We start from the raw sequence: 25,862 nt of genomic DNA, 5'->3' as shown, positions 1-25,862 counted from the left end.
ACCTTCACGGGCGGCGTTTCTCGTGGAAGGTTTTTTCAGAATCGCAGAAGTTGTGAACGCTTTTTTCCCTGTAGCAGACCGGCACTCGTTGCATAAAAGTCGCACGTAAAAATTAGCGGAATTAACACCAAATTTAGCAGGAACATTTATTGCTATTTGTCATTCCACTGACTACACACCCCGCGCGTTTCCCAATGGACTCAGCGCCTTGACGGCGCACTAACGACTTTTGAAAGGCTTTCTTCAATGGGTAGGTCAATCGCGCTCCTGTTTGCGTGTGCGGCGCTGGTTATTCTGGCAGGCTCCTTCATTGCGCCCGGATCGGTTGCAGCGGTGAAGGGTGAGTGCTCGCCGGCCTACGGTGTCGATCCCTGCGAGACCGGCTCGATTAGCCGATAACAAAAAACCGGCGCTCTTCACGCCGGTTTTTTCTTGCCTTGCTTTCGGTAGTGGAACTGATCCGCATCCGCGCCACAAGGACTCGGATGCGTCGATCAAGTGCGTCTCAGGCGATCATGCCTAATGCCGCCATGCCGAGCAGGATAGCGCCGAGAATGATGCGGTAGATTGCAAACACCGTAAACCGGTTGCTCCTGATGTAGGACAGCAGCCATTTCACGGCGATAAACGCAACAATCGTCGAGACGATGAAAGCGATGCCGAGGCTCGTCCAATCCTCGTTTGCAGCCCCGCCATCCTTGAACGTCTTCAGCAGTTCGTAGCCGCTTGCGGCATACATGGTCGGGATGCCGACCAGGAAGGCGAATTCGGTCGCTGCTGCGCGATTGCCGGTGCCGGCCAGCATGGCAACGAAAATCGTGGCGCCGGAGCGCGACGTTCCCGGGAAGACGCCGGCCACCACCTGGGCAATACCGACCAAGATGGCGACGAGCCAGGTAATCTCCTTGTGAGGCGGTCGACGAGCGGCGGCCCATTCGGCAAAGATCATCCAGATACCGCCGATGATCAGCGCCCAGGCAATCGGCGTCGCATTCTCCGGCAGTTGGAAGCCGAGCTTCTTGACGACCAGTCCGAGGATCGCCGTGATGAGAAACGCGACGATCAGCTTGGCCGCGTAAGTGCGATTGCGCGGATCACGCCAGCCCAGGACGAGATCCAGGAGGCGACGCCAGTAAATAATGGTGACGGCGAGAATCGCGCCCGCCTGAATGACGATGTTGAACATGTCCGACCGGTGGCCGAGCCATTGCTCAGCGATGATAAGGTGGCCGGTGCTCGAAATCGGCAGAAACTCGGTAATTCCCTCTATTATGCCTAGAATTATAGAGTTCACATAATCCATACATTCTCTCCGTGGAGTTTGGTCGGGCTTTGATTGGGGTTATGGCGTCCGGAAATGACGAAGGCAGGGCGGGAAAACAAAAATCCGTTTTTCGAGCACGCCCACCTCCTTTGTCAGGGAGTTGGCTACCCGACTCGCTTGTATTGAAAGGGCCAAGCTCCTATAGCTTCAACGAATAAGTCATGACTAGGGCGCTATGATCATCGCGCTCCCGCAACATGCCACACACCTCAAAAAATCCGAGAATCAATGCCCACGCTCTATCATCATCCCATGTCATCCGCATCACGCTTCGTTCGGCTGATCCTGACGGAGTACGGCTATCAGGCGGACCTGATCGAGGAGCAGACCTGGGAAAAGCGCCGGGATTTCCTCGCGCTCAACCCGGCCGGAACCCTGCCGGTTTATGTCGATGACAGCATGCGGGCGTTGTGCGGCGCGGCTGTGATCTCCGAGTATCTCGACGAGACGCACGGCGTGCTCAAGCGTGATCGCCGGCTCCTGGCGGAAGATCCATTCCAGCGCGCCGAGATTCGCCGGCTGACGGAATGGTTCATGCAGAAGATGGAAACAGACGTGACCAAGCCGCTCGCCCGCGAGCGGGTCTACAAGCTGCAGATGACGGCGGACCAGGGCGGCGGCGCGCCTGATTCCAAGATCCTCCGCACGGCGCGGGCGAATATCCGCCAGCACATGAAATATCTGGGCTGGCTTGCCGGCTCCCGACAGTGGCTGGCCGGCGACCGCATGAGCTATGCAGATCTCGCTGCTGCCTCGGCCGTTTCCATTCTCGACTATCTCGGTGAAATCGACTGGTCGGAAGCTCCTCTCGTCAAGGAGTGGTATCAGCGCCTGAAGTCGCGTCCATCCTTCCGGCCGTTGCTCACCGAGCGCGTGCGTGGCCTGACCCCGGTTTCGCACTACGCCGACCTGGATTTCTGACGAGGGCCTTCAATGGCCATGGAAAACAAGGACCAGAAACGCCGCGATACCCTCACCGCCTTCGTTCGGTCGGAGGCGAAGGCCTTGGGTTTCGACCTCTGTCGCATCACGCGACCCGACGCCATACCGGAAGCCAAGGAGCGGCTCGGCGAATTCATTGACGCCGGGCGGCATGGAACGATGGAGTGGATGGCGGAGACCCGCGACAGGCGCGGCGATCCACGCACGCTCTGGAGCGACGTCCGGTCGATCGTCGTCTTCGGCCTCAATTACGGACCGGATGAAGATCCGCGCGAGATTCTGACAAAACCCGACAAGGCTGCAATCTCGGTCTACGCGCGCAATCGCGACTATCACGACATCATCAAGGGGCGATTGAAGGAGATCGCAACACGCTTTGCGGCGCGCGCCGGGGCGGATGTGAAGGTCTTTGTCGACACGGCTCCGGTGATGGAAAAACCGCTCGCGGCAGCGGCCGGCCTCGGCTGGCAGGGCAAGCATACGAACCTCGTCAGCCGCGAGCACGGATCATGGCTTTTCCTCGGCTCGATGTTCACGACCGCGGATCTGAACATCGATGCGCCGGAGATTGACCACTGTGGCTCCTGCCGCGCCTGTCTCGATATCTGCCCGACGAAAGCCTTTCCCGGTCCCTACCAGATCGACGCACGGCGCTGCATCTCCTACCTGACCATCGAGCACAAAGGACCGATCGACCCGGCGTTGCGGTCCCTGATCGGCAACCGGATCTATGGCTGCGACGACTGTCTCGCCGCCTGCCCATGGAACAAATTTGCCCATGAGGCCTCCGAGATGAAGCTGCAGGCCCGGGAGGACTTGAAGGAGCCATCGATCGAGTATCTGCTCGGCCTCGATGATGCCGCCTTTCGCACATTCTTCAGCGGCTCGCCCGTCAAGCGTATCGGCCGCGATCGGTTCATCCGCAATGTGCTCATTGCCGCCGGCAATTCGAACGATCGCCGATTTGTCGAGCAGTGTCGGAAACTGTCAGAGGATCCCTCCCCGGTCGTACGCGGTATGGCAATTTGGGCCTTGTCGCGCCTTCTCGAGGCTGGCGAATTTTCTGCCTTTGCGGCACAAAGGCCAGATGAGTCGGATAGCGATGTCCTGAGTGAATGGCGCCTGGCGGGAGCAGTTTGATGCAAGTGATGATTTTCGGCTGCGGCTATTCGGGCACGGCGATCGCCAAGGCTTTCATGGCGGACGGCGCGCGTGTCTCCGGTACGACGCGCTCGGAAGACAAGGCAGCTGCCCTGCGTGGCCAGGGCATCGACGCTTTCGTGTTTGACGGCGACGTGCTGGACGAGAAATTGAGCGAGGCGATGCGGGGCGCGACCCATCTCGTCCAATCCATTGCGCCGCGCGATAATGGTGATGCGCTGATCAGGCTCGCTGGCGACCGTCTGAAGGAGATGATGCCCAAGCTCCAGTGGATCGGCTATCTCTCGACGGTCGGCGTCTATGGCGATCACAAGGGAAATTGGGTCACCGAAGAAATGCCCTGCACGCCGGTTTCCGGCCGCTCGAAGGAGCGGCTGGAAGCAGAAGACGGCTGGATGGCCATCGGCGCCGCCATCAATGTTCCGGCGGCGGTTCTCCGCCTCTCCGGTATCTACGGGCCAGGCCGCAATGCCCTTTGCAATCTGGAACGCGGTACCGCACGGCGATTGATCAAGAAGGATCAGGTTTTCAACCGGATCCGGGTTGAGGATATCGGCGCGGCGACGCGGTTCCTCGCCGACCGTGGGCTCGGCGGCATATATAATGTGACCGACGATCTGCCCGGCCCGCCTCAGGACGTCATCGTCGAAGCAGCCCGGCTGCTGGGCGTCGAGCCGCCGCCGGAGCAGCCCTTCGAAACTGCCGCGCTCACCCCGATGGCGCGGTCCTTCTACGGCGAGAACAAGCGGGTCTCGAACGCCAAGCTGAAGGCGGCGGGCTTTATCTTCGCCTTCCCGACCTATCCCGCCTCGCTCGCGCAGCTGATGCAGAACAACAGCTGGCGAGGATAGCGACGCCTCAAATCGAGACGCCGAGCGCCGGCTCGGCCTTTACCCGTGCGAGCGGCGGGAATGCGAGGGCTATTGCGGCTGCGCCGAGCCCGACCAGAGCGGATCCGATGAAGAGCCACGAGTAGTTGTCAAAGGTGTCGAAGATCCATCCGCCGATCAGAGGACCGAAGGCCATCCCGAGACTGGAGAGCATCGTCGCCGCGCCGAACACCGTACCGATGATGCGCGGCCCGAAATATTCTCGCGCCAGAACAGCATAGAGCGGCATCACGCCGCCATAGGCGCTGCCGAAGATAATGGCGAGGGCGTAGAATTCGCCGAGCCTGCTGACGAAGAGGTAGGTCGCAAGCGCAATCGCCTGGACGAGCAAACCGGCGACGAGGACCGGCTTCACCCCGACCCTGTCGGCCAGCCCGCCATAGAGAAGCCGGCCGCCGAGCCCCGCAAGTCCCTCGACGCTATAGATGCTGACGGCGGCCATTGGCGCTATGCCGCAGATCGTCGCGTAACTGACCATGTGAAAGATCGGACCGGAATGCGCAGCGCAGCAGGCGAAGAACGTCAGCCCCAACACAATGAATTGTGGCGATCGGAACACCCGCGAGAGCGAAGGCTGTTCCCCGCTTGTTGCAGTGGCGGTCGCGCCGTCCCCTGCCTCTGCCGGCGGGCGCCGAACCAGCAAGGCTGCCGGAAGCAGCAGGACCCAGGCAGTGATGCCGATCAGCAGCATCGCGGTTCGCCAATCATAGGCAGAAATGAGCCAGCGTGCGAAAGGTGAGATCGTCATGGGCGCGACACCCATGCCGGCAGAGACAAGGGAGACGGCGAGGCTGCGGTTCTCCTCGAACCACCCGGTCGTCGTCGCGATCATTGGCGCGAAGAAGGTGCTGGCGGCAAGCCCGACCAAAATCCCGTAGGTCAGCTGAAACTGCAGAAGCGATTCCGCGCGGCTTGCCAACACAAGGGCCAGGCCAAGGCCGGCAGCACCGATCAGAACGACAACCCGCGCGCCGAAGCGATCGCTCGCAGTGCCCCACAGGAAACCGCCAATCCCCATGACAATGAAATTAAGTGTCATCGCGCTCGCAATGCCAGCGTGCGACCAGCCGGTCTCGGTCGCGATTGGCTCCTGGAAGATTGCCAGGGAAAACATCGCGCCGAGTGCAACGCAGGTCATCAACGCCCCGGCAGAAACAATGATCCAACGATAAGGTATGCTCATGATTTCGCAGCCTCCCTGCCCAATTTGAACGAGGCGCGCACTGCTTGCGCGCTTGCAAGCTAAAGACGTTTGAATGTCACCGTTTTGGACACGCCCGAGGCGTTTTTATGCTATGCCGCAGCGACTTCCGTCGACTTGCATATCACGACTTGCCTGCGGGGCGAGAGCGGGCGGCAGACTTTTCGTCTTGCGATTGTATTTGTCGATCACAAATAGCGCGGTTTCAGGGTAGGAAATTTCTACTTCCTGCATTCGGCGCATATAATATAGCGCCTGATTATGGTTAACGGCCTCTGAATTTGCGCAAATGAGGCACTAATTATGGCAATCGCGCAAAATTATTTTCGTTAATTTTGTGATCTTTGGTTGCGTGGATCAGGCCTTGCAAAAAACGTTCTAATTTTACTTGATTTCATTATCTTTTTTCCCAATCATTCGATTTTCTGTGGCGCAGATGCCGCGCATCTAGCCATCACGTATATTACACTTTGTAATATTCCGTGATAATTGGGGGCACTTTTTCGCCACACTTGGCCGGATTCAACCCTCCCACCGCCCACAAGGCGTGAGTTCAACAATTGAGGGGACAATCCGTTTTGAAGAAAATCTGCCGTTCTGTCATCGCCGCAGCAACAATTGCAGCTTGCTCTACTATCCTTCCCGTTGAAGGATTTGCTGCAAATGGTTGCGGTGGCGCTTCATGGTACGCACTTCGCTCCAAAACCGCCTCCGGGGAACGTATGAACCCGACCATCAATACTGCAGCACATCGTTCGCTGGCATTTGGCACGAAGCTGAAAGTTACCAACAGCAAAAACGGACGCAGCGTCGTCGTCCGCGTCAATGATCGTGGCCCATTCATTCGCGGCCGCGTCCTCGATCTCTCCCGCGCTGCCGCCCAGAACATTGGCATGGTCAGCAGTGGCACGGCAAAGGTCTGCTACGAAGTCATAGGCTAAGCGTTCGCCCGTACACGAACGGGTCGCTTGCTCTTGCCGCCAATCGCGTCTACGACGCGGTCTAGACTTGTGTACTATCCGCTGCGTCTGTCGCGCTTCCTGCGGATTGTTCACAAGCCCGGTATTTTGATCCAGGCGATAGGAGCTGTTTGAATGCGGTTGGGCGGTCGGCTCGAAGGGGCGATTTCGGTTCTTGCAGATATCGATGCCCGCAGACGGCCTGTCGCCGATGCATTGAAGGACTGGGGTCTTGCCCATCGGTTTGCCGGATCGGGCGATCGCGCCGCGATCGGCAATATCGTCTACGATGCCCTTCGCATGCGCCTCTCCCACGCCTGGCTGATGGACGATGACAGCGCATCCGCTATCGCCCACGCCGTGATGTTCCGGCAATGGGGTTTCACGCCAGAAAGCCTCGCCGCGGAACTCGCAGACGACAAGTTCGCACCAAGCCCGCTTTCGCAAGCTCAGCTTTCCGCTTTCAACAGCCGCCAGCTGGCCCACGCGCCCGCTCACATCCAGGGCGATATTCCCGAATGGGTCCAGCCCTCGTTTGAAAGCGCCTTCAACGATCACTGGATCGTCGAGGCGCAGGCCCTCGCCGGGCGTCCGACCCTCGATCTGCGCGCCAACATCCTGAAGGCGACCCGCGACAAGACAGTCAAGGCGCTCGAAAGAGCCGGTGCACAAGAGGCGGCGATCGCGCGTTACGGCGTCCGGATTCCCGCCGGCGAAGGCGCCTCAAGGCTGCCAAACGTGACCGCCGAGCTTTCGTTCCAGAAAGGCTGGTTCGAAGTGCAGGACGAGGGGTCGCAGATCGTTGCCGATCTCGTGCTCCCAAAAGATGGCGAACAGGTTCTCGACTACTGTGCCGGTGGTGGCGGCAAGACGCTCGCCATGTCGGCGGCGATGCACAACAAGGGCCAGGTTCACGCCTATGATGCCGACCGCAAGCGGCTCGCGCCGATCATCGAACGGCTGAAGCGTGCCGGAACGCGCAATGTCCAGGTGCACGATGACGCCAAGGCTCTGAAGAGCCTGAGCGATCGCTGCGACAAGGTGCTCGTCGATGCGCCATGCACGGGAACCGGGACCTGGCGGCGGCGGCCCGACACCAAGTGGCGCCTGACCGCGAAGAACCTCGACGAGCGCACGACCCAGCAGCAGGACGCGCTCAAGCAGGCGAGCGCCTTTGTCCGTCCGGGCGGAGAACTGATCTACGTGACCTGCTCGGTGCTGCCGCAGGAAAACGAGGCGCAGGTCCGGCGTTTCACCGCAGAAAACGGCGACTACGAGATTGTCAGCGCCCTGCCTGCGTGGGATGGACTGTTCGGAAAGGACAGCCCACGTCCTCGTTCGTCCGACGGCAAGACCATCACGCTGACACCCGCCTCCACCGATACGGACGGTTTCTTCTTCTGCCGCATGCAGAGGAAAGGCTGAGCCCTCGCTCAGCCGGCAGACTTCTGACAAAGCCGTCAACTCAATTGATTTTCTGGGGGCGAGATACCCATCGCCGTCATACCGGCCTCGAGCCGGTATCCAGCGCGATCAAGTCCTTGATCGCGAAAAACTCTTCAGCCCCGCAGACGCGCGGCGGGCTGGGTTCCGGCTCAAGGCCGGAATGACGGAGAAGCAGGGGGTGTCAAAACAACAAGAGGTTCGTCAGACCGCGCGAATACACTTAAAATCATTCCAAACTAGAGTGTTTGACACCAGTTTGCTTTTGGGCGAAGAGATTTTTCGTCGGACCTCAGACGGAAAGTCCGCACAGGAGAGGATCATGAAACTCAACAAGAATTTCCGCGCAGCCGTGGCGCTGGCGCTGGCCCCAGCCGCTCTGCTGGCCATTCCCGCTTACGCGGCCCCGGATGCTGCTGCAGTTGTAAAACACTACGCCGACGTTGCGCATGCCAAATACGAAGACTCGCTGACGACGGCCAAGGCCCTCGACGCGGCAATCGACGCCCTGCTCAAGGACCCGACCGACAAGACATTGAAGGCTGCCCGCGCCGCGTGGATCAAGGCACGCATCCCTTACCAGCAGACGGAAGTCTATCGCTTCGGCAACCCGATCGTTGACGACTGGGAAGGCAAGGTCAACGCCTGGCCCCTCGACGAAGGCCTGATCGATTACGTCGATGCGTCCTACGGCACCGAGAGCGACGAGAACGCGCTCTACGTCGCCAATGTCATCGCCAACAAGACGATCAAGATCGACGGCAAGGATGTCGACGCGTCCAAGCTGACTCCTGAATTCCTGTCCGGCACGCTGGCCGAAGCCGGCGGCGTCGAAGCCAACGTCGCAACGGGCTATCATGCCATCGAATTCCTGCTCTGGGGCCAGGACCTGAACGGCACCGGTCCCGGAGCTGGCAACCGCCCTGCCACGGACTACGACCTGAAGAATTGCACGCACGGCAATTGCGATCGCCGTGCCGAATATCTGAAGTCCGCCTCGACGCTGCTGGTCTCCGACCTTCAGGAAATGACCAACAACTGGGCTCCGGAGGGCGAAGCCACCAAGCATGTCGAAGCCGATCCGAAAGCCGGTCTCGTTGCCATTCTGACCGGCATGGGCTCCCTCTCCTACGGTGAACTGGCCGGCGAGCGCATGAAGCTCGGCCTGCTGCTGCACGATCCGGAAGAAGAGCATGATTGCTTCTCGGACAACACCTTCAACTCGCACCTCAACGACGCGATCGGCATCGCCGCTGCCTACACGGGCGACTACACCCGCGTCGACGGCACGAAGATGAAGGGACCGTCGCTGCACGATCTCGTCGCAGCCAAGGACGAGAAGCTCGACAAGGAAATGCAGGCCAAACTCGACGCGACGCTCAAGGCAATGAATGTCATGGCGAAGCGTGGTCTGAACGTCGAGAAGTACGACCAGATGATCGGCGAAGGCAACAAGAAGGGCAACGCCGTCGTTCAGGCCGCCATCGACGGTCTCGTCGACCAGACCAAGACGGTGCAGCGCGTTATTGCCGCACTCGATCTCGGCACGGTGAAGCTTGAAGGTTCCGACAGCTTGGATAATCCTGGCGCGGTCTTCCAATAAGTGAAAAGGCGGGCCGCTTCGTTCGACGCAGCGGCCCGAACTCTCGAATGCCTCCCAGACCGGCTCGTCGTCTTCTCAGTTGCGCAGCATTTTGCGCCGCGATTGCCGGATTCTCCGTTGCGCTGGCATCCGGGTTCGATCTTCCGACGAAACGAAGCGACCTTTCCGACGCGGATATGAAGCGCGTCGCCGATGTCACGCGGCCGACCACGGATTTTTCCAAGGCCGAGCAATACGAAGCGATGCAGGCCGGCGGCGCCACCTCCATCGATCCGGTCACGCAGGATTCCTTTTCGCATATCTCGGCGACAATCCCCTTTGAAGAAGAACAGCCGTTCCGGCTCGGAAATGCCCTTTTCAAGAAGCTCTGGGTCTCCGCCCCTTCCTCGACGCAGGCCTCAGATGGTCTGGGGCCGCTCTTCAATGCCCGCTCCTGCCTGAGTTGCCACTTGAACGACGGCCGCGGCAAGCCGCCGGAAGGTGGCGTCAGTGCCACCTCGATGTTCCTGCGCCTGTCGCGCCCGGCGACAACGCCTGATGAGCAGCGGGCGATTGCCAGCGCCGAAGTCGTCAATTTCCCGGACCCAATCTACGGCCAGCAGTTGCAGGATCTTGCGATTCCAGGGCTTCCCTCAGAGGGCAAGATGGCTATCCGCTACACCGAGGAGCCCGTGACGCTCGGCGACGGCGAGACCATCTCGCTCCGCCGTCCGACATACGAAGTGACCGACCTCGGCTATGGGCCACTCGACCCAACAACGACGATCTCGCCGCGCGTTGCGCCGGCGATGATCGGGCTCGGGCTGATCGAGGCCATCCCTGAAGCGGACATCCTTGCCCACGCCGATCCGGACGATGCGGACGGCGACGGCATCCACGGCAAGGCGGCCATCGTACGCGACCATCGCACCGGCAAAGTTGCGCTCGGGCGCTTCGGTTGGAAGGCACAGAATGCGAGCCTGCGCGACCAGAGCGCGGATGCCTTCTCCAATGACATTGGCATTTCGACGCCGGACCGACCCGACCCGCATGGCGATTGCACAGAAGCCGAAGCCAAGTGCGGGAAGATGCCGACCGGCGTGCAGAAGCGGCTTGGCAAGGAGGAGGCCCCCGGCCCGATCCTCGACCTCGTCACCTTCTATTCGGCCAACCTTGCCGTTCCTGCCCGCCGCAAGACGAGCTTCCCCGCGACCCTTCAGGGCAAGAAAATCTTCTACCAAAGCGGCTGCATTTCCTGCCACGTGCCGAAGTTCGTCACGCGGCGCGACAGCGCCGACAAGGCTCAAGCCTTCCAGCTGATCTGGCCCTATTCCGACTTCCTGCTGCACGACATGGGCGAGGGTCTCGCGGACGGACAACAAGTCGGGAGCGCGAACGGACGTGAATGGCGCACGCCGCCGCTATGGGGTATAGGTCTGACCCAGACTGTCAGCGGGCACAGCTTTTTCCTCCACGACGGCCGCGCCAGAAATCTCACCGAAGCGATTCTCTGGCATGGCGGCGAGGCTGAAAAGGCGCGTGACGCTTTCGCATCCCTGCCCGGGGATGACCGGCAGGCACTGATTACATTCCTGGAGTCCCTTTGATGCGCCTTTGGCAACCTCTTGTCCTCTCCCTTGTCCTTGCTACTTCTGCCTTCGCCCAGACTCCTCCCGCACCGCAAGCCGGTCTGAACGAGGAGGCGGTCTCCGGAGTCATGCAGCGGGCGGTCGATGAGGTGATCCGCCCAGGCTATCGCAATGCCCAGCAATCGGCAGCACGCCTGACAACGGCGATGAAGGACCTCTGCGAGGACGCGACACAGCAGAAGCTGGACAAGGCGCGGTCAGCACTCGACGACATGATCCGCTATTGGTCGGTCATTGAAATCGTTCAGACTGGACCAGTGATCCAGGACAATCTCTTCGAGCACATCCTGTTCTACCCCGATCGCAAGGGCGTCGCCCTGAAGCAGGTTCAGGCTCTGATCGCCAAAGCCGATCCCAAGGATACGACTGTCGATGCAATCGCCGGCAAGAGCGTCGCGCTGCAGGGGCTGACTGCGCTCGAATACGTGCTCCACGGCACCGGTACGGAAGACCTGACGACGCAGAAGAACAGCTTCCGATGCCTCTATGGCGCTGCGATTGCCGGTAACATCCAGCGTGAGGCGGGCGAGGTCGTCGCGGCTTGGGAAAAGCCCGACGGCGTGCAGGGAAGCTGGAAGCATCCCGGCCCGCAAAGCGAAGACTTCATGGACAACAAGGAGGCCATAACCGCTTTGCTCGGCATCCTCGTTCATGGCGCGGAGACCGTTCGCGATCAGCGGCTCGAGCAGTTCTACAAGGGCAAGGACGCCACGCCTCGTCCACGCATGGCGATCTACTGGCGCTCCGGGAACACCTGGAAGTCGATGACGGCCAACGTCGAGGGACTTCGCACACTCTGGCAAAAAGCCGGAATGGCCGAGCTCTTGCCAGCCGACAAGAAGCCGATCGCCGACACGATCGATGCCAATTTGAAGTCGCTGCTTGAGGCGTTGCAGAAGCTCAACCCCGATATCGAAGTTGCAACAAGCGACGCCGAGAGGGCAAAGCTCGATGCTCTTCTGGTCAGCACGCGCGAGCTGATCACCAAGATCAGCGATGACTATGGCGCGGCAATCGGCCTTTCAGCGGGCTTCTCCTTCTCGGACGGCGACTGAATCCATGTGGAATAGCTCCGCGATCGATCGGCGCAGTTTCGTCAAGGCGGCCGGGCTGACTTTCCTGGCTGCCCTACAGCCGCGAGCGCTCATGGCACTTGAGCGCGCGGATGCGATCTATGCGTCAGGGATGCGGACCGCGAACGGATCCTACGCCGTTGCGACGGTCACGGAGCGCGGCGAGATCGTCGATCAAATCGCCCTTCCGGCACGCGCCCATGGCATGGCCTTCAGCAACGCGACGGGAAAAACCGTCGCCTTTGCGCGCCGCCCCGGCACCTATGCGATGATCTTCGATCCCCGCGGCAAAAACGAGCCGATCACCATTGCAGCCGCCGAGGGGCGCCACTTCTATGGCCATGGCGCCTTCTCGCCGGACGGCCGGATTCTCTATGCCAGCGAGAACGCCTTCGACGCCAACCGCGGCATGATCGGCCTCTACGATGCGACCGGGCGTTTTGAGCGCATAGGAGAGTTCGAGACCTACGGTGTCGGTCCGCATGACATGACCGTGTCCGACGACGGGCGCATGCTGATCGTTGCCAATGGCGGCATTGAAACGCATCCGGATTTCGGCCGCGCCAAGCTCAACCTCTCCAATATGCAGCCTTCGCTGACGCTGATCGATGCGGCAACCGGAGCCCTGATCGAAAAGCACTCCCTCCCATCGCAGTGGGCGCAGCTCTCCACCCGACACGTCGATGTCGACGCGAGGGGCCGCATCTGGTTTGCCTGCCAGTATGAAGGGCACCGCAACGACCTGCCGCCGCTCGTCGGCTCCTTTGCCAAAGGCGAAGACCTGCGCTTCGTCGATCTGCCGGAGGAGACGACGCGCCGGCTTGCCAACTATGTCGGCGCGATCGCAATCAATCGCGGTGAAGGGCTCGTCGGCGTCACGTCTCCCAAGGGCGGCGCGTCCGTGACGATCGATGCGAAGAGCGGACGCGTGCTTCGTGAAGAGATTGTGCCGGATGCGGCAGGGATTGCCGCAGCCAAGGCCGGCTTTGCCGTGTCATCCTATGAAGGCGGATTTTTGTCGACGCAGAGCGACGTTACCTGGGACCAGCATATCGTGCGCATTGCGGCCGTCTGAATTGTGCGCAAAAGATCGCTAGCGATCTGGCTGGAGAGTCCAGCCGCCCTATTTCCGGCGAATGAGCAAAGCCCTGACCTACGTCGTCTTCGTCGCCATCGCGCTCGGCGGGGGGCTCGCCATCGGCGTCAACAATCTGCCGGAGGAATGGTATCAATCTCTCGCCAAGCCGCCGTTCAATCCACCTGATTGGATATTCGGGCCTGTCTGGCTCACCCTCTATGTTTTGATTGGTATTGCCGGGGCACGGACGTGGTTGCGCGGGCATTTGTCTGTCGGCATGCTTATCTGGGCCTGGCAGATGGTGCTGAACTTTCTATGGTCGCCGTTCTTCTTCGGCCTGCGAATGCTGTCGGCCTCGCTCGTCGTCATTGTGCTGTTGCTCGGACTAATCCTCGCCTTTGCCGCAAACCGCTGGAATTCGGATCGGACCGCCGCCCTGCTCTTCGTGCCCTATGCAGCCTGGGTTGGCTTCGCGACCTTGCTCAACGCCGCGATCGTCTATTTGAACTAGCGATCAGCGAGAAAATCGAGCACGCGCCGTTCGAGAACGGCTGCCGCCGCTGGATCGAAGGCGGCGAGCGACCGATCGGAAAAAAGATGCGCGTCCCCCCGATAGAGGAAAAGCCTGACATCCGCCGACTCGGCAACCAACGCCTTCGCCGCCTCGATATCACCGTCTCCAACGAAGAACGGGTCGGCGTCCATGGCATGGATCTCAGCCCGCAAGCCTTTCGGCCAGGCCGAGCCGAATTCCGAACGCGGCAAGCAGGCGTGAAGGAAGATCGCACCCCGCGCACCGGCACGCGTCTGAGCCAGATATTGTGCCGGGAGCACTCCCAGGGAAAACCCGACATAGACGAGATCGGCTGCAAGGCCATCCACGGCGCGGGCTCCACGCTGGATGATCTCGCCGAAGCCGGTCTCCTGGGCGTGCTGCACGCCCTGCTCCAGCGTGTCGAACGTCCGGCCGGCAACCAGGTCAGGCGTATGTACGACGTGCCCGGCGGCCCGCAGATCGCCAGCAAAAGCGATGACGCCTCGAGTCAATCCAAGCGCGTGGTGAAACAGCACAACCTCTGCCATGGCGAACCTCCCGGTTGTTTCGCGCGGGCGAGACGAGCAGCACCTCAGTCCGATCTGGCGACCCAGGCGTGCCAGTCGGCTTCGCTGCCGTGGAACACATTCAGGTCAATGCGGCCATCAACGCCGTGCGAGATGCCGGAGCCCGAATACTGCCAGAATACCCACCGGCGTCCGGGATAAACCTTCGACGGGTGGGCTGCAACCGAACGCAGCCAGAAGGGATAGTTCAGGAAGGCGCCCTTGAGGTTGTCGCGATAGAAGTCCGGCGCGGTGTAGATGATCGGCCGCTGGCCATAGTGCTGCTCGAGCTTGTCCATGAAGACCTGCATCTTCTCGCGAACCTTCTCGGGCGAGACCCGCCGCTTGCAGCTCGACTCGCCGTTCCATTCGACGTCGATGACCGGTGGCAGAGCCCCGGCTTCGCGGGGAACGTTGCGGATGAACCAGTCCGCCTGTTCGCCCGCCGTGCGGCACCAATAGAAGAAGTGATAGGCGCCCCGCCTCATCCCAGCTTGCTTGGCGTCGCGCCAGTTCTTCCGGAACATCGGATCGAGATGGTCACCGCCGTCGGTCGCCTTGATGTAGACGAAATTCGCACCCTGCGTTCTCAGCTTGTCCCAGTCGATGTCGCCCTGCCAGCGCGAAACGTCGACGCCATGGACGGCAAGCTTTCTGGGCGAGGAAGAGCCGAAATTGATCGGTTTGACGTCGCGGAAACGATGACTGTAGATCCGCGAACGTGTGCGCGGCGTCTCGTCAATTTCGGGCGCTGCGGGCGTCAGGACGGCTGGCACTGCCGTTGCCATCGGCCTTTCCGACGGCACGGGAGCGGTGGCCACTCCGGCCTGTTGTGTGAAGGCTTGCGGCTGAGACGCCGGGCCGGCCCAGGCCAATTCCTCCTGTTGCGGCGCGGCTGGCGTTGGCGCCTCGGCGACATCAGGTGAGGGAACAGGGCTCGCCGGCATGACGCTGGCCGGCACGGGCGCGATTGGGCGTGCGACCGAGCTGGTCGTCTCCCGCGACGGGATTCCCGCGACGAGGCTGTCCGGTCCCAAACTGGACGTGCAGCCCGACAAGGCGAGACAAGCAAGGAAGAAAGCTGGCGCAGCCAATAGACGCATAAGAACCCGCACGCAAAACAATTGTCGACGACAGATTCGCTGCCGCCAGGGACCCATCGAAAAGCAATGGCTAACGGAGATTTACCAAAAAAGACTGAATCCAATCTTTACGCCCGGCACTTGCATGCGCGTCAGACAAGCGACCGCATGGCACGGGAGCACTCTGCCAACAGATTTCCGGGAAGCGCTTGTCTGATGCGGCGCAGCATGCCACTTTCGCGATCGCAAGAAAGGCGCGATGATGACCGACAACGACAGCGGCGATTTCCACGAGCGAATCCGCCAGAACTTTACCCGCCAGGCGGCGTTGCATACGCTCGGCGCCGAACTGACCCGCGTCGGGCGGGGGTTGGTGGAGATCGAACTGCCTTTCGACGTCAAGCTCACCCAGCAGCACGGAATTCTGCATGCCGGCGTGATCTCCGCTGCCCTCGATTCCGCTTGCGGCTTGGCGGCCTACAGCGTCATCGACGCCGAGGCATCCGTTCTGACGATCGAATTCAAGGTCAACCTGCTGTCGCCAGGCCGTGGCGATCGCTTCCTCTTCAGGGGCGAAATCACCAAGCCGGGATCGAACATCATCGTTGCGGACGGGCGCGGCTATGCGATCGGCGACGGACCGGCAAAGCTGATCGCTTCCATGACAAGCACCATGATGATCATCCGTGGCAGAGAGGGCATTTCGGGATGAAGTTTGAGCTGAAATCGGTCGCCGGCAAATCCATTCTCTTCGTGATGGCGGCGGAGGCCGAGTACGGTCCGTTCCTACGCTCCCGCTTCGAGCCGCTGATGACGGGGGTCGGTCCCGTCGAGGCGGCAATCGTCCTCACCCGGGCGCTGGCGCAATTAGCGCAGGCCGATGAGTTGCCCGACCTCGTCGTTTCGCTCGGCTCGGCGGGCTCGGCAAAGCTCGAGCAGACCGAGGTCTATCAGGCCACCTCCGTATCCTATCGCGACATGGATGCATCGCCACTCGGTTTCGAGAAGGGGCGCACGCCGTTCCTCGATCTCCCTGCCACCATCGACCTGCCGCTTAGAATCCCAGGCATTCCGGAGGCAAGCCTGTCGACCGGCGGCAACGTCGTGTCCGGGCAGGCCTATAATGGTATCGCCGCCGATATGGTCGACATGGAGACCTTCGCAATCCTGCGCACCTGCCAGGCTTACGAACTGCCGCTGATCGGCCTGCGCGGGATTTCCGACGGTGTCGAAGAGTTGCAGCACATTTCCGGCTGGACAGAATACCTGCATGTCATCGACCGCAAGCTTTCCTATGCCGTCGACAGCCTGTTTACGGCTCTGGAAGACGGCGTATTCTGGTTCTAACCCCTGCGGGATAGGGACAATCAGCACAATAAAATCCTCGGCCGGGGGATTTCGCGCATTGCAAGACCGGGTGCTTTTCATTAAAGGCTCGCCATGACCCAGACAGCACATCCAGACAGCGTCCTCATCGTCGATTTCGGCAGCCAGGTAACCCAGCTGATCGCACGCCGCGTGCGCGAAACGGGTGTCTACTGCGAGATCGTTCCCTTCCAGTCCGCCGAAGAAGGCTTCAAGCGCCTGCAGCCGAAAGCCGTGATCCTGTCCGGCAGCCCGGCCTCGACGGTTGATGAAGGCTCGCCCCGCGCGCCCCAGATCATCTTCGACAGCGGCCTGCCCGTTTTCGGCATCTGCTACGGCCAGCAGACGATGTGCATGCAGCTCGGCGGCAAGGTCGAGAGCGGTCATCACCGCGAATTCGGTCGCGCCTTCCTCGAAGTCGACGAAGACAACCAACTGTTCGAAGGCCTCTGGTCGAAGGGCTCCCGCCATCAGGTCTGGATGAGCCATGGCGACCGCGTGACGGCGCTGCCTGAAGGCTTCAAGGTCGTCGCGACTTCGCCGAACGCGCCTTACGCCTTCATCGCCGACGAGAAGCGCAAATATTATGGCGTGCAGTTCCACCCGGAAGTCGTGCACACGCCCGATGGCGCCAAGCTGATCGGCAACTTCATTCACAACATCGCCGGCATCAAAGGTGACTGGTCGATGTCGGCCTATCGCCAGAAGGCGGTCGAAGCGATCCGCGAGCAGGTCGGCGACAAGCGCGTCCTCTGCGCCCTTTCGGGCGGCGTCGACAGCTCGGTCGCAGCACTACTGATCCACGAAGCGATCGGCGACAAGCTCACGTGCGTGCTCGTCGACCACGGACTGATGCGCAAGGACGAGGCGGCCAACGTCGTCGCCATGTTCCGCGAACACTACAATCTGCACCTCATCCACGTCGACGCATCCGACAAGTTCATCGGCGAACTCGAGGGTGTTTCCGATCCAGAGACCAAGCGCAAGATCATCGGTCGCCTGTTCATCGAGACCTTCGAGGAAGAGGCCAAGAAGCTCGGCGGCGCCGACTTCCTCGGCCAGGGCACGCTCTATCCTGATGTGATCGAAAGCGTTTCCTTCACCGGCGGACCGTCGGTGACGATCAAGTCGCACCACAATGTCGGCGGCCTTCCCGAGCGCATGAACATGCAGCTCGTCGAGCCGCTGCGCGAACTCTTCAAGGACGAAGTGCGCGTGCTTGGCAAGGAGCTCGGCCTGCCCGACTCGTTCATCGGCCGCCACCCCTTCCCGGGTCCGGGTCTCGCGATCCGCTGCCCGGGTGGCATCACCCGCGAAAAGCTGGAGATTCTCCGCGAAGCCGACGCCATCTATCTCGACGAGATCCGCAAGGCCGGCCTCTACGACGCCATCTGGCAGGCCTTCGCCGTGCTGCTGCCTGTCCAGACCGTCGGCGTCATGGGCGACGGCCGCACTTACGAGTTCGTCTGCGCGCTCCGCGCCGTGACGTCCGTCGACGGCATGACTGCGGATTTCTATCACTACGACATGGAATTCCTCGGCCGCGCCGCAACCCGCATCATCAACGAGGTGCGCGGCATCAATCGTGTCGTGTATGATGTGACCTCGAAACCGCCCGGCACCATCGAGTGGGAATGACTTGAGAGTCGCCTCAATCGAGGCGACATCCATCAGAAATCAAGTGACTGCTGCACCGGCTTTGGCGGCGCCAGGCTAACGCCTTCGAGCTCCAACATCCTCTGCTTGGACGTTGAGCCGCCGGGCGCGGAGAAGCCTCCGATCTTGTTTCCGGCCGCTAGCACGCGATGGCAGGGGATGATCAAGGCGACCGGATTTTTCGCCATCGCCTGGCCGACGTCGCGGGCGGCCTCCGGCCCTACGCCGAGTTGTTTCGCAAGCGCACCGTAGGTGGTCGTGTGGCCCCAGCCAATCTGGCGGGCAGCATCGTAAACCTGCCTGAAGAAGGCATCCTGACCAGCGAGATCGACCTCCACGGTTGAGAAGTCCGTCGGCTCTCCGCTGAAATAGCGCTTCACTGCGGCAACAGCTTCGGCAACGGCAGCCGTCGGCTTCGCCGGCTCGGCGCCGGGAATGCGGCGAAGGAGCAATCGCTCGGTTGCCTCGGCACTCGACGTCGGCAGCTGAAACCGCGTAATGCCGACATCATTCCAGGCGATGCCGCAGAAGCCACCGCTCGTCTCGAAAATCAGATAGTGATGCATTGCCTGTTGCATGGGTCATTGCCTCCCTGCTGCTCTTCTCCGAAGATCGTGCCGTCGCGGCCCGAATTCAACCCGTTTCTTGCGTAGCACGAGCTTGCTCCGGTCGATCGCTCGCCCGTATGTTCTTTTTTTGTTCTTGCCATTTCAAGATCAAATGTTAGCAGGCATCTTTCGATTTCGCTTCGCCGAAGACGCGCCAACAACCATCGCGCTTCGCCAGAGAGAGTCTTTTCTTTGCGATATTGCCGGATCCGCAATCGCTCGACGAATGCGTGTCGATCCAGCAGTGGCTACAGCGGGAACACCTTCCCCTCGCATCGCCGCGTCCGCCGGCGGCCGTGCATGTCTCGCTCTATTGTGTCGGCAAGCGCGCCCGCATTCCCGAAGGGGTCATCGCGGCGGCACGCTAGGCAGGAACGGCGATCGAGGCGTGTCAGTTCGAGCTCGTCTTCGACCATATCATCACCTTCCTGCTGCCGCAGGACAACGCGATCGTACTCGCCGGCAATGGCGGACGGGAACTGTTACGGCAACTGCATGTGCAAATCGCGATCGAGATACACCGGTTGGGCGCAGACGCCAATCTGAACCCGAACTTTCAACCTCACGCCACGCTCCTCTACGACAAGGACGTGGTGCCGCGGATCGCCCTGCAGAGGCCGGTCGTGATGGCTGCGCGCGAATTCGTTCTGCTGCACAATCGCCGGGGTCAAGCAGGCTACGAAGAGCTCGGGCGCTGGCCGCTTCATGCGCGCGGATAACACCTTGCCTCCGGCTATCGAACTCGCTTAAAGCTCCTGCGACAAGGCATCAAGCGGAGAACGACATGAACACGTCCGAGATCATTATTGCCGGTGACACGGCGGGTATCGAGTGGCGTTTGCCGGTTCTTCATTTCAATGGCAGCGATCCCAAGGCACCGAAGGTCTACATTCAGGCGGCTCTCCACGCCAACGAGCTGCCGGGCACGGCGTTGGTTCACTTCCTGTGTGAAAGACTGCGCCAGTCGGAAAACGCCGGTCAGATCAAGAGCGACTTCATCGTCGTCCCGCATGCCAATCCGATCGGGGCGGCCCAGTCGCATTTCGGCGAACTTCAGGGCCGCTTCGATCTTGGATCGCGCACCAATTTCAACAGGGAGTTTCCGCTGATCTCGGTGAAAGATCGCGACGGGTTGCTTGAGGACCTCGAGCGCCGTTCGGCCGTCGAGAAACTGAAGCGCCAGCTGCTGCATATGGCGCTCGGCTGCGATCTGGTGATCGATCTGCATTGCGATGATGAATCCCTGCAATATGCCTATATCGACGAGGCATTCTGGCCGGAGGCGGCCGATCTGGCCTCTGCGATGGAGATGGAAGCCGTTCTTCTCTCCGATGGCGAGAGTTCCGCCTTCGAGGAGGCCGTCGGTTTTGCCTGGAAATACGAGACCCTAGAGAAACAATCGCGCCTGCCCGGCAAGCTGTCTGTCACCGTCGAGCTTCGCGGCCGGCGTGACGTCTATCCCGAGATGGCGAAGAAGGATGCCGAGGGATTGTGGAAATTCCTGGCAAGCCGCGGCGCAATCGATGCCCCGGTCTCGCTGCCCGCTTTCGACGGCCCCGCTGTCCCGCTCGACAATATCGAGGTGGTCCGCGCGCCGGAGGCCGGCACGGTTCTCTTCCAACGCAACATCGGCGAATGGGTTGGCGAAGGCGATGTGCTTGCCACGTTGATCACCCGCCCCGGCATGGCTGACGGCAGCATCGAGATTTGTGCACCACAGGCCGGCCTGATCGTGACGCGCAGCTCCGAACGGCTGGTTCGCCGCCGCGCCGACCTGATGAAGATTGCTTGCAAGACCGCCAGCAAGGCAACACGCAAGCCTGGAACGCTGGAGGACTAAGTGACCGTCACCATCTACGGCATCAAGAACTGCGACACCATGAAGAAGGCCCGAACCTGGCTGGAAGAGCATGACGTCGCCTACCAGTTCCATGACTACAAGGCTGTCGGGATCGATCGCGCGCATCTGCAGGCCTGGACGAAGGAAGCCGGGTGGGAAACGGTGCTCAACCGAACAGGCACGACCTTTCGGAAGCTGCCCGAGGCCGAGCGCGAAAATCTCGACGAGGGCAAGGCGATCTCGCTGATGCTGGAGCAGCCATCGATGATCAAGCGGCCGGTTGTCGAGGCAGACGGCAAGTTGCTCATCGGCTTCAAGCCCGAGATCTACGGCAGCTTCTTCAAGGCCTGATCGATGTCGAAAACCACACGCGCCACGCAGGTTCTGAGCCAAGCCGGAATTGCCTTCACGGTCCATACCTACGACTATGATCCGAATGCGGAGCGCGTTGGCCTGCAGGCGGCAGAAGCGCTTGGCGAGGAGCCCCATCGCGTGTTGAAGACGCTGATGGCGGAGGTCGACGGCAAAGCGGTCTGCGTCGTCGTGCCGTCGGATCGTGAAGTCAGCATGAAGAAGCTCGCAAGCGCCTTCGGCGGAAAGTCCGCCAACATGATGAAGCCCGCCGATGCCGAGCGCCTGACTGGCTACCACGTCGGCGGTATCAGCCCGTTCGGCCAGAAGAAGCTCGTCCCGACAGCAATCGAGGAAACAGCGCTGACGGAGGCGCAGGTCTACATCAACGGCGGGCAACGCGGCCTGCAGGTTCGGCTGGACCCGAAGGACGCGTTGAAGACGCTGAAGGCTGCCGCCGCGCCCCTCATTGCCTGATCTCAGCTGAAGCGTGACAGCAGCGAGGTCAGCGTCGCGACATCAACCTCGCTCAGCTTGGCGCCGAAGTTTTCCTCGATGGCTCTGGCATAGACCTTCCACATGCGCTTCTGCAGCGCGCGTCCCTCCTCGGTAACGACCACCCACTGCCCGCGCCCGTCCTGATCGAAGCTCTGGCGCTGCACCAGCCCTGCCTTCTCGAGGCGGTCGATCAGTCGCGAAAGATTGTATTGGGCTAGCAACGTTCGTTCTTCGATCTCGAATGGCCGCAACTTGCCCTGCGGCGACCGCACCAGTTCCCAGAGCACGTCGTACCAGCCGAGCGCTGGGTGCCCGGCCTGCTTGAGATCCGCTTCGATCTGACCGAGCAGTCGCTGCTGCGCGCGCATCAGCCCGATCCAGGCATCGATCACCGCATCGGAGGGCGTGGCTCTATTCGTCTTTTCACTCATACATGTATTTACATCTATCTTGAATCCTGGCGCAACAGCTATTACATGCAATTGCATCTACAATGGAGATTGCCACGATGGATCATTTGCCACCTCAAGTATCCGGTTCCGCTCTGCTGCTCGTCAGCCACCACCTTTGCCCCTACGTACAGCGCGCCGCGATCGCGCTTGCGGAAAAAGGAGTGCCGTTCGAGCGCGTGAATATCGACCTCGCGGACAAACCGCGCTGGTTCCTTGAGGTCTCGCCGCTCGGCAAGGTGCCTCTGCTTTGCATTCGCCTCAGCGACGGCAGTCAGGACGTGCTCTTTGAAAGCAGCGTAATCTGTGAATACCTGGAGGAGACGCAGGACGGCCGCCGCCTTCATCCATCCGACCCGCTGACACGCGCCCGCCACCGCGGCTGGATGGAGTTCGGCTCTTCGATCCTCTCCGATCTCTGGGTCTACGAAACGACGCAGGATCGCGCGCAGCTGGAGGCGAAGCGGCAGGTGCTCGCATCAAAGTTCGCCACCATCGAGGCGGAACTGAAGGATGGCCCCTACTTTGCGGGCGTGGACTTCAGCCTGGTCGATGCCGTGTTTGCGCCGATCTTTCGCTACTTCGACGTCTTCGACGCCATCGGCGGCAGCGGCATTTTTGCCGGCCTGCCCCGCGTCCAGGCCTGGCGGACAGCGCTGTCCGAGAGACCGAGCGTGAAGGCCGCCGTCGGACCTGACTATGCCGACCGGCTGATGGCCTTCCTGAAGCGCCACGACGCGGTGCTGTTGCAGCAGCCATCCGTTTCGGCGGCCTAATCCCGCGTGTGGGCCGATGGCGGCAAAGAGCTGCCATCGGTCGACAAGCGAGCTTCAATTTCGCCGTAAAGGGGTCTAAGTCTACCGGCCAATCCGTTTTGTTCGAGGAGTGACCGATCATGAATTTCATGCCGCAAAGCCAGACCTCCGTGGATCCCGTAAAGCTTGAGAAACTGGCGGAGGTGGCCGTCAAGGTCGGGCTGCAGCTGCAGACGGGCCAGGATCTCGTGATCACGGCCCCGGTCGTCGCCCTGCCCCTCGTGCGCCTGATTACCCAGCATGCCTATATGGCAGGTGCCGGGCTGGTGACAGCGTTCTATTCGGACGAGGATTCGACGCTGGCGCGCTACCGATATGGCAGTGATCAGAGCTTCGATCGCGCCTCCGACTGGCTCTACGACGGCATGGCCAAGGCCTATGCCAAAGGCACTGCACGCCTTGCGGTTTCTGGCGACAATCCGATGCTGCTTTCGGAACAGGATCCGGCAAAGGTCGGCCGTGCCAATCGGGCGAACTCGGCGGCCTACAAGCCGGCGCTGGAAAAGATCTCGAATTTCGACATCAATTGGAACATCGTCTCCTACCCCAACCCGTCCTGGGCAGCGCTCGTCTTCCCTGACGATCCGGAAGCAATCGCCGTTGCCAAGCTCGCCAAGGCGATCTTCGCGGCGTCGCGCGTCGATGTCGAAGACCCGATTGCGGCCTGGGCCGAGCACAATGCCAATCTCGCCAAACGCTCGCACTGGCTGAATGGCGAGCGCTTCGCCTCGCTGCACTTCAGGGGACCTGGCACCGATCTGACGGTCGGTCTTGCCGACGGTCACGAGTGGCACGGCGGCTCGTCGACGGCCAAGAACGGCATTACCTGCAATCCGAACATTCCGACCGAGGAAGTCTTCACGACCCCGCATGCGTTGCGCGTCGAAGGCCATGTTTCGAGCACCAAGCCGCTGTCCCATCAGGGCACGCTGATCGACAACATCCGGGTTCGCTTCGAAGGCGGCCGGATCGTCGAAGCGAAGGCTTCGCGTGGCGAGGAAGTGCTGAACAAGGTGCTGGATACCGATGAGGGCGCGCGCCGCTTGGGCGAAGTGGCGCTGGTGCCGCATTCCTCGCCGATCTCGGCCAGCGGCATTCTCTTCTACAACACGCTGTTCGACGAGAACGCGTCGTGCCACATCGCGCTCGGCCAGTGCTATTCGAAGTGCTTCGTCAACGGCGCAAGCCTGACGCAGGAGCAGATCAAGTCGCAAGGCGGCAACTCGAGCCTGATCCACATCGACTGGATGATCGGCTCCGGCCAGGTCGATATCGACGGCATCAAGCCGGACGGCTCGCGGGTTCCGGTGATGCGTCAGGGCGAGTGGGCCTGACCGACATCGTGCGCTGACTGAGCCAGACGCTCGCGAGCACCATCGCGAAGCCGAAGAGCTGCGCGGGCGTCAGGCTTTGCCCGAGAGCCAGCCAACCGATAAGGGTGGCGGTGACCGGGCTCATGAAGCCCAACGAGGCCGCAGCTGACGGTTCGATACGCGCGAGCCCCCGGAACCACAGCAGATAGGTGAACGCTGCGCCGATCAGGCCAAGATAGGCGATGCCCAGCACATTGGCCGCGGTCGGCACCGGCAGTGTGGGTTCGACGAAGAAGGCGACGGGCGCGAGCAGGATGCCGCCGGCCGTGAGCTGCCATGCGGTAAAGGCCAGATTCGAAACCGGCGGAACCCAACGTCGCGTCAGCACCGTGCCGAATGCCATCGAAACCGCCCCCGCAATGCCGGCGGCAACGCCGATCGGTTCGAGCGCCGCATTGGGTGTGAGCACGAGAAGTGCCACACCTGTCATCCCGACCACGCCGGCCCCAACGGCAACGGCGTGGATCGGCCGGCCGAGGAAGATGCGCGACAGCAGGATGACGATGAGTGGCTGAATGGCTCCGACGGTCGCGGCAACACCGCCCGGCAGACGATAGGCCGACACGAACAGCATTGCCCAGAAGAACGAGAAATTCAGGCCGCCGAGCACGAAGGCGCGAAGCCACCAGATTCCCTGCGGCAGCTGCCGGACGATCGCAAGCAGCAGAAGCCCGGCCGGCAGAGCCCGCAGGAAGGCGACCGTCAGCGGATATCCGTGCGGAAGAAAGGATGTCGTAACGAAATAGGTGCTGCCCCAGATCGTCGGCGCCAACGCCGTGATCAGCACCTCGGAAAGCGGTGCTTGAGTTTTCTTCATCTCAAGAATCTCTATATCAAGATAAATCCAATGTAGCGCCATTTATCTTGACGTCAAGATACGCGATGATAACAGTCTTCGCAGAAGAACGGGCTGACCGATGGATCGCGTCGACAAGATACTTGCGCAATGGAAAAACGAGCGCCCCGACCTCGATACCGAGGCGATGGGCATCATGGGGCGACTGAAGCGGCTGACGACGCACCTCGCCCGCGAGGTCGACCAGGTGCTGCAGCAGCAGGGGCTCTCCTCCTCGTCCTTCGATGTGCTGGCAACCCTCAGGCGTTCAGGCGCGCCATATCGGCTCTCCCCCGGCGATTTGCTCTCCATGACGATGGTCAGTTCCGGCACCATGACCAACCGGATCGACCAGTTGGAGAAAGCGGGCCTGGTCGAGCGCGTTCTCAATACAGCTGATCGGCGAAGTGTTCTCATCGCCCTGACCGAAGCCGGATTTGCCGCCGTGGAAAGTGCCGTCGGCCTCCACGTCGCCAATCAGCAACGCTTGACGCAGGGTTTCAGCGCGGAGGAGAAGGCCCAGCTCGACGCCCTGCTGCGCAAGTTTCTGGCGACATTCGAGTAGCCGGGCCAGCGGCCCTCCTCGT

Annotated in this window: 29 protein-coding genes; 22 read left to right on the top strand and 7 right to left on the bottom strand. The window is 61.2% G+C overall.

Annotated elements, in window-relative coordinates; genetic code table 11:
- Positions 1–246 precede the first annotated feature (246 nt).
- Positions 247–399 (top strand): hypothetical protein, encoded by a 153-nt coding sequence (locus IB248_RS03035; RefSeq protein WP_007799501.1) that lies wholly within the window; start codon positions 247–249, stop codon positions 397–399.
- A 106-nt stretch (positions 400–505) separates the two neighbouring features.
- On the opposite strand, the gene IB248_RS03030 is transcribed toward IB248_RS03035, so the two are convergent.
- Positions 506–1,303: an undecaprenyl-diphosphate phosphatase gene (locus IB248_RS03030; RefSeq protein WP_018116837.1), complete on the bottom strand. Its 798-nt coding sequence runs from the start codon at positions 1,301–1,303 to the stop codon at positions 506–508.
- A gap of 249 nt (positions 1,304–1,552) precedes the next feature.
- Here IB248_RS03030 and IB248_RS03025 point away from each other — a divergent pair, with 249 nt between their 5' ends.
- Genes IB248_RS03025 through IB248_RS03015 form a run of 3 tightly spaced genes read left to right on the top strand, consistent with a single transcriptional unit; the run spans position 1,553 to position 4,278 of the window.
- Positions 1,553–2,245 (top strand): glutathione S-transferase family protein, encoded by a 693-nt coding sequence (locus IB248_RS03025; RefSeq protein WP_018116838.1) that lies wholly within the window; start codon positions 1,553–1,555, stop codon positions 2,243–2,245.
- A gap of 12 nt (positions 2,246–2,257) precedes the next feature.
- On the top strand, positions 2,258–3,406 hold the full coding sequence (gene queG, locus IB248_RS03020) for a tRNA epoxyqueuosine(34) reductase QueG (protein WP_062371407.1): 1,149 nt from the start codon (positions 2,258–2,260) through the stop codon (positions 3,404–3,406).
- The gene (locus tag IB248_RS03015; RefSeq protein ID WP_192240284.1) at positions 3,406–4,278 is read left to right on the top strand and encodes an SDR family oxidoreductase; all 873 of its coding nucleotides are present in this window, start codon (positions 3,406–3,408) and stop codon (positions 4,276–4,278) included. Before queG ends, IB248_RS03015 begins: the two co-directional genes overlap by 1 nt.
- A gap of 7 nt (positions 4,279–4,285) precedes the next feature.
- On the opposite strand, the gene IB248_RS03010 is transcribed toward IB248_RS03015, so the two are convergent.
- Entirely contained in the window at positions 4,286–5,500 is a 1,215-nt protein-coding gene (locus IB248_RS03010; protein WP_062371411.1) for an MFS transporter, read from the bottom strand.
- 596 nt (positions 5,501–6,096) lie between these two features.
- On the opposite strand from IB248_RS03010, the gene IB248_RS03005 reads away from it, so the two are divergent.
- The 7 genes from IB248_RS03005 (at position 6,097) to IB248_RS02975 (ending at position 13,813) form a co-directional block, all read left to right on the top strand.
- On the top strand, positions 6,097–6,459 hold the full coding sequence (locus tag IB248_RS03005) for a septal ring lytic transglycosylase RlpA family protein (RefSeq protein WP_018116842.1): 363 nt from the start codon (positions 6,097–6,099) through the stop codon (positions 6,457–6,459).
- Between the two features lie 153 nt (positions 6,460–6,612).
- A complete protein-coding gene (locus tag IB248_RS03000; protein ID WP_192240283.1) occupies positions 6,613–7,902 on the top strand; it encodes an RsmB/NOP family class I SAM-dependent RNA methyltransferase in 1,290 nt (429 codons plus the stop codon).
- 340 nt (positions 7,903–8,242) lie between these two features.
- Entirely contained in the window at positions 8,243–9,523 is a 1,281-nt protein-coding gene (locus IB248_RS02995) for an imelysin family protein (RefSeq protein WP_062371415.1), read from the top strand.
- 47 nt (positions 9,524–9,570) lie between these two features.
- Positions 9,571–11,109, top strand: coding sequence for a di-heme oxidoredictase family protein (locus tag IB248_RS02990; RefSeq protein WP_192240282.1), 1,539 nt, complete (start codon positions 9,571–9,573; stop codon positions 11,107–11,109).
- Entirely contained in the window at positions 11,109–12,206 is a 1,098-nt protein-coding gene (locus IB248_RS02985; RefSeq protein WP_192240281.1) for an imelysin family protein, read from the top strand. The genes IB248_RS02990 and IB248_RS02985 overlap by 1 nt, the downstream gene beginning before the upstream one ends.
- Positions 12,207–12,210: 4 nt before the next feature.
- Positions 12,211–13,299 (top strand): DUF1513 domain-containing protein, encoded by a 1,089-nt coding sequence (locus IB248_RS02980; RefSeq protein ID WP_169679325.1) that lies wholly within the window; start codon positions 12,211–12,213, stop codon positions 13,297–13,299.
- A 61-nt stretch (positions 13,300–13,360) separates the two neighbouring features.
- Positions 13,361–13,813 (top strand): TspO/MBR family protein, encoded by a 453-nt coding sequence (locus IB248_RS02975; protein WP_018855196.1) that lies wholly within the window; start codon positions 13,361–13,363, stop codon positions 13,811–13,813.
- On the opposite strand, the gene IB248_RS02970 is transcribed toward IB248_RS02975, so the two are convergent.
- On the bottom strand, positions 13,810–14,385 hold the full coding sequence (locus IB248_RS02970; RefSeq protein WP_113160466.1) for a dienelactone hydrolase family protein: 576 nt from the start codon (positions 14,383–14,385) through the stop codon (positions 13,810–13,812). The genes IB248_RS02975 and IB248_RS02970 overlap by 4 nt on opposite strands.
- 44 nt (positions 14,386–14,429) lie before the next feature.
- Complete coding sequence (locus tag IB248_RS02965; protein WP_192240280.1) at positions 14,430–15,506, bottom strand: GH25 family lysozyme; 1,077 nt, start codon at positions 15,504–15,506, stop codon at positions 14,430–14,432.
- A gap of 241 nt (positions 15,507–15,747) precedes the next feature.
- Here IB248_RS02965 and IB248_RS02960 point away from each other — a divergent pair, with 241 nt between their 5' ends.
- The 3 genes from IB248_RS02960 (at position 15,748) to guaA (ending at position 18,488) form a co-directional block, all read left to right on the top strand.
- Positions 15,748–16,197 carry a PaaI family thioesterase gene (locus IB248_RS02960; protein WP_025658634.1) on the top strand — a complete coding sequence of 150 codons (450 nt, stop codon included), beginning with the start codon at positions 15,748–15,750 and terminating at the stop codon, positions 16,195–16,197.
- A complete protein-coding gene (locus IB248_RS02955; RefSeq protein WP_018855200.1) occupies positions 16,194–16,832 on the top strand; it encodes a 5'-methylthioadenosine/S-adenosylhomocysteine nucleosidase in 639 nt (212 codons plus the stop codon). Before IB248_RS02960 ends, IB248_RS02955 begins: the two co-directional genes overlap by 4 nt.
- Before the next feature lie 93 nt (positions 16,833–16,925).
- Positions 16,926–18,488: a glutamine-hydrolyzing GMP synthase gene (gene guaA / locus IB248_RS02950; protein WP_018855201.1), complete on the top strand. Its 1,563-nt coding sequence runs from the start codon at positions 16,926–16,928 to the stop codon at positions 18,486–18,488.
- Between the two features lie 32 nt (positions 18,489–18,520).
- Here guaA and IB248_RS02945 read toward each other — a convergent pair whose 3' ends face one another.
- Complete coding sequence (locus IB248_RS02945) at positions 18,521–19,084, bottom strand: methylated-DNA--[protein]-cysteine S-methyltransferase (RefSeq protein ID WP_112666254.1); 564 nt, start codon at positions 19,082–19,084, stop codon at positions 18,521–18,523.
- Positions 19,085–19,344: 260 nt separating this feature from the next.
- Between IB248_RS02945 and IB248_RS31520 the strand changes: the two genes are divergently transcribed.
- The 5 genes from IB248_RS31520 (at position 19,345) to ybaK (ending at position 21,782) form a co-directional block, all read left to right on the top strand.
- A complete protein-coding gene (locus IB248_RS31520; protein ID WP_246779201.1) occupies positions 19,345–19,482 on the top strand; it encodes a hypothetical protein in 138 nt (45 codons plus the stop codon).
- Between the two features lie 129 nt (positions 19,483–19,611).
- A complete protein-coding gene (locus IB248_RS31515) occupies positions 19,612–19,833 on the top strand; it encodes a hypothetical protein (protein WP_246779200.1) in 222 nt (73 codons plus the stop codon).
- Between the two features lie 65 nt (positions 19,834–19,898).
- Positions 19,899–20,954, top strand: a complete 1,056-nt coding sequence (locus IB248_RS02935; RefSeq protein WP_018855204.1) for a succinylglutamate desuccinylase/aspartoacylase family protein — start codon at positions 19,899–19,901, stop codon at positions 20,952–20,954.
- Positions 20,955–21,305 (top strand): ArsC family reductase, encoded by a 351-nt coding sequence (locus tag IB248_RS02930; RefSeq protein WP_018855205.1) that lies wholly within the window; start codon positions 20,955–20,957, stop codon positions 21,303–21,305. It abuts the gene before it with no gap.
- Positions 21,306–21,308: 3 nt separating this feature from the next.
- Positions 21,309–21,782, top strand: coding sequence for a Cys-tRNA(Pro) deacylase (ybaK, locus tag IB248_RS02925; RefSeq protein WP_018855206.1), 474 nt, complete (start codon positions 21,309–21,311; stop codon positions 21,780–21,782).
- A gap of 2 nt (positions 21,783–21,784) precedes the next feature.
- Here ybaK and IB248_RS02920 read toward each other — a convergent pair whose 3' ends face one another.
- The gene (locus IB248_RS02920) at positions 21,785–22,234 is read right to left on the bottom strand and encodes a MarR family winged helix-turn-helix transcriptional regulator (RefSeq protein ID WP_113470521.1); all 450 of its coding nucleotides are present in this window, start codon (positions 22,232–22,234) and stop codon (positions 21,785–21,787) included.
- Positions 22,235–22,311: 77 nt separating this feature from the next.
- On the opposite strand from IB248_RS02920, the gene IB248_RS02915 reads away from it, so the two are divergent.
- Together IB248_RS02915 and IB248_RS02910 are read left to right on the top strand one after the other, a co-directional pair.
- Complete coding sequence (locus IB248_RS02915) at positions 22,312–23,028, top strand: glutathione S-transferase family protein (RefSeq protein ID WP_192240278.1); 717 nt, start codon at positions 22,312–22,314, stop codon at positions 23,026–23,028.
- A gap of 119 nt (positions 23,029–23,147) precedes the next feature.
- Positions 23,148–24,401, top strand: a complete 1,254-nt coding sequence (locus IB248_RS02910; RefSeq protein ID WP_192240277.1) for an aminopeptidase — start codon at positions 23,148–23,150, stop codon at positions 24,399–24,401.
- Here the strand turns inward: IB248_RS02910 and IB248_RS02905 are convergent.
- Positions 24,349–25,257, bottom strand: a complete 909-nt coding sequence (locus IB248_RS02905) for an EamA family transporter (RefSeq protein ID WP_192240276.1) — start codon at positions 25,255–25,257, stop codon at positions 24,349–24,351. The genes IB248_RS02910 and IB248_RS02905 overlap by 53 nt on opposite strands.
- 100 nt (positions 25,258–25,357) lie before the next feature.
- On the opposite strand from IB248_RS02905, the gene IB248_RS02900 reads away from it, so the two are divergent.
- Positions 25,358–25,840 carry a MarR family transcriptional regulator gene (locus tag IB248_RS02900; protein ID WP_192240275.1) on the top strand — a complete coding sequence of 161 codons (483 nt, stop codon included), beginning with the start codon at positions 25,358–25,360 and terminating at the stop codon, positions 25,838–25,840.
- Positions 25,841–25,862 lie beyond the last annotated feature (22 nt).

Source organism: Rhizobium sp. RHZ01, from assembly GCF_014851595.1.
Taxonomy (GTDB): Bacteria; Pseudomonadota; Alphaproteobacteria; order Rhizobiales; family Rhizobiaceae; genus Rhizobium; species Rhizobium altiplani.
Note: the sequence above shows the minus strand (reverse complement) of the source record. Positions and strands in the feature narration are given on the sequence as shown.

Bases quoted from the DNA above. Each gene is read 5' to 3' on its own strand.
- IB248_RS03035 (WP_007799501.1), top strand. From the start codon at position 247: ATGGGTAGGTCAATCGCGCTCCTGTTTGCGTGTGCGGCGCTGGTTATT.
- IB248_RS03030 (WP_018116837.1), bottom strand. From the start codon at position 1,303: ATGGATTATGTGAACTCTATAATTCTAGGCATAATAGAGGGAATTACC.
- IB248_RS03025 (WP_018116838.1), top strand. From the start codon at position 1,553: ATGCCCACGCTCTATCATCATCCCATGTCATCCGCATCACGCTTCGTT.
- queG (WP_062371407.1), top strand. From the start codon at position 2,258: ATGGCCATGGAAAACAAGGACCAGAAACGCCGCGATACCCTCACCGCC.
- IB248_RS03015 (WP_192240284.1), top strand. From the start codon at position 3,406: ATGCAAGTGATGATTTTCGGCTGCGGCTATTCGGGCACGGCGATCGCC.
- IB248_RS03010 (WP_062371411.1), bottom strand. From the start codon at position 5,500: ATGAGCATACCTTATCGTTGGATCATTGTTTCTGCCGGGGCGTTGATG.
- IB248_RS03000 (WP_192240283.1), top strand. From the start codon at position 6,613: ATGCGGTTGGGCGGTCGGCTCGAAGGGGCGATTTCGGTTCTTGCAGAT.
- IB248_RS02995 (WP_062371415.1), top strand. From the start codon at position 8,243: ATGAAACTCAACAAGAATTTCCGCGCAGCCGTGGCGCTGGCGCTGGCC.
- IB248_RS02990 (WP_192240282.1), top strand. From the start codon at position 9,571: ATGCCTCCCAGACCGGCTCGTCGTCTTCTCAGTTGCGCAGCATTTTGC.
- IB248_RS02985 (WP_192240281.1), top strand. From the start codon at position 11,109: ATGCGCCTTTGGCAACCTCTTGTCCTCTCCCTTGTCCTTGCTACTTCT.
- IB248_RS02980 (WP_169679325.1), top strand. From the start codon at position 12,211: ATGTGGAATAGCTCCGCGATCGATCGGCGCAGTTTCGTCAAGGCGGCC.
- IB248_RS02975 (WP_018855196.1), top strand. From the start codon at position 13,361: ATGAGCAAAGCCCTGACCTACGTCGTCTTCGTCGCCATCGCGCTCGGC.
- IB248_RS02970 (WP_113160466.1), bottom strand. From the start codon at position 14,385: ATGGCAGAGGTTGTGCTGTTTCACCACGCGCTTGGATTGACTCGAGGC.
- IB248_RS02965 (WP_192240280.1), bottom strand. From the start codon at position 15,506: ATGCGTCTATTGGCTGCGCCAGCTTTCTTCCTTGCTTGTCTCGCCTTG.
- IB248_RS02960 (WP_025658634.1), top strand. From the start codon at position 15,748: ATGACCGACAACGACAGCGGCGATTTCCACGAGCGAATCCGCCAGAAC.
- IB248_RS02955 (WP_018855200.1), top strand. From the start codon at position 16,194: ATGAAGTTTGAGCTGAAATCGGTCGCCGGCAAATCCATTCTCTTCGTG.
- guaA (WP_018855201.1), top strand. From the start codon at position 16,926: ATGACCCAGACAGCACATCCAGACAGCGTCCTCATCGTCGATTTCGGC.
- IB248_RS02945 (WP_112666254.1), bottom strand. From the start codon at position 19,084: ATGCAACAGGCAATGCATCACTATCTGATTTTCGAGACGAGCGGTGGC.
- IB248_RS02935 (WP_018855204.1), top strand. From the start codon at position 19,899: ATGAACACGTCCGAGATCATTATTGCCGGTGACACGGCGGGTATCGAG.
- ybaK (WP_018855206.1), top strand. From the start codon at position 21,309: ATGTCGAAAACCACACGCGCCACGCAGGTTCTGAGCCAAGCCGGAATT.
- IB248_RS02920 (WP_113470521.1), bottom strand. From the start codon at position 22,234: ATGAGTGAAAAGACGAATAGAGCCACGCCCTCCGATGCGGTGATCGAT.
- IB248_RS02915 (WP_192240278.1), top strand. From the start codon at position 22,312: ATGGATCATTTGCCACCTCAAGTATCCGGTTCCGCTCTGCTGCTCGTC.
- IB248_RS02910 (WP_192240277.1), top strand. From the start codon at position 23,148: ATGAATTTCATGCCGCAAAGCCAGACCTCCGTGGATCCCGTAAAGCTT.
- IB248_RS02905 (WP_192240276.1), bottom strand. From the start codon at position 25,257: ATGAAGAAAACTCAAGCACCGCTTTCCGAGGTGCTGATCACGGCGTTG.
- IB248_RS02900 (WP_192240275.1), top strand. From the start codon at position 25,358: ATGGATCGCGTCGACAAGATACTTGCGCAATGGAAAAACGAGCGCCCC.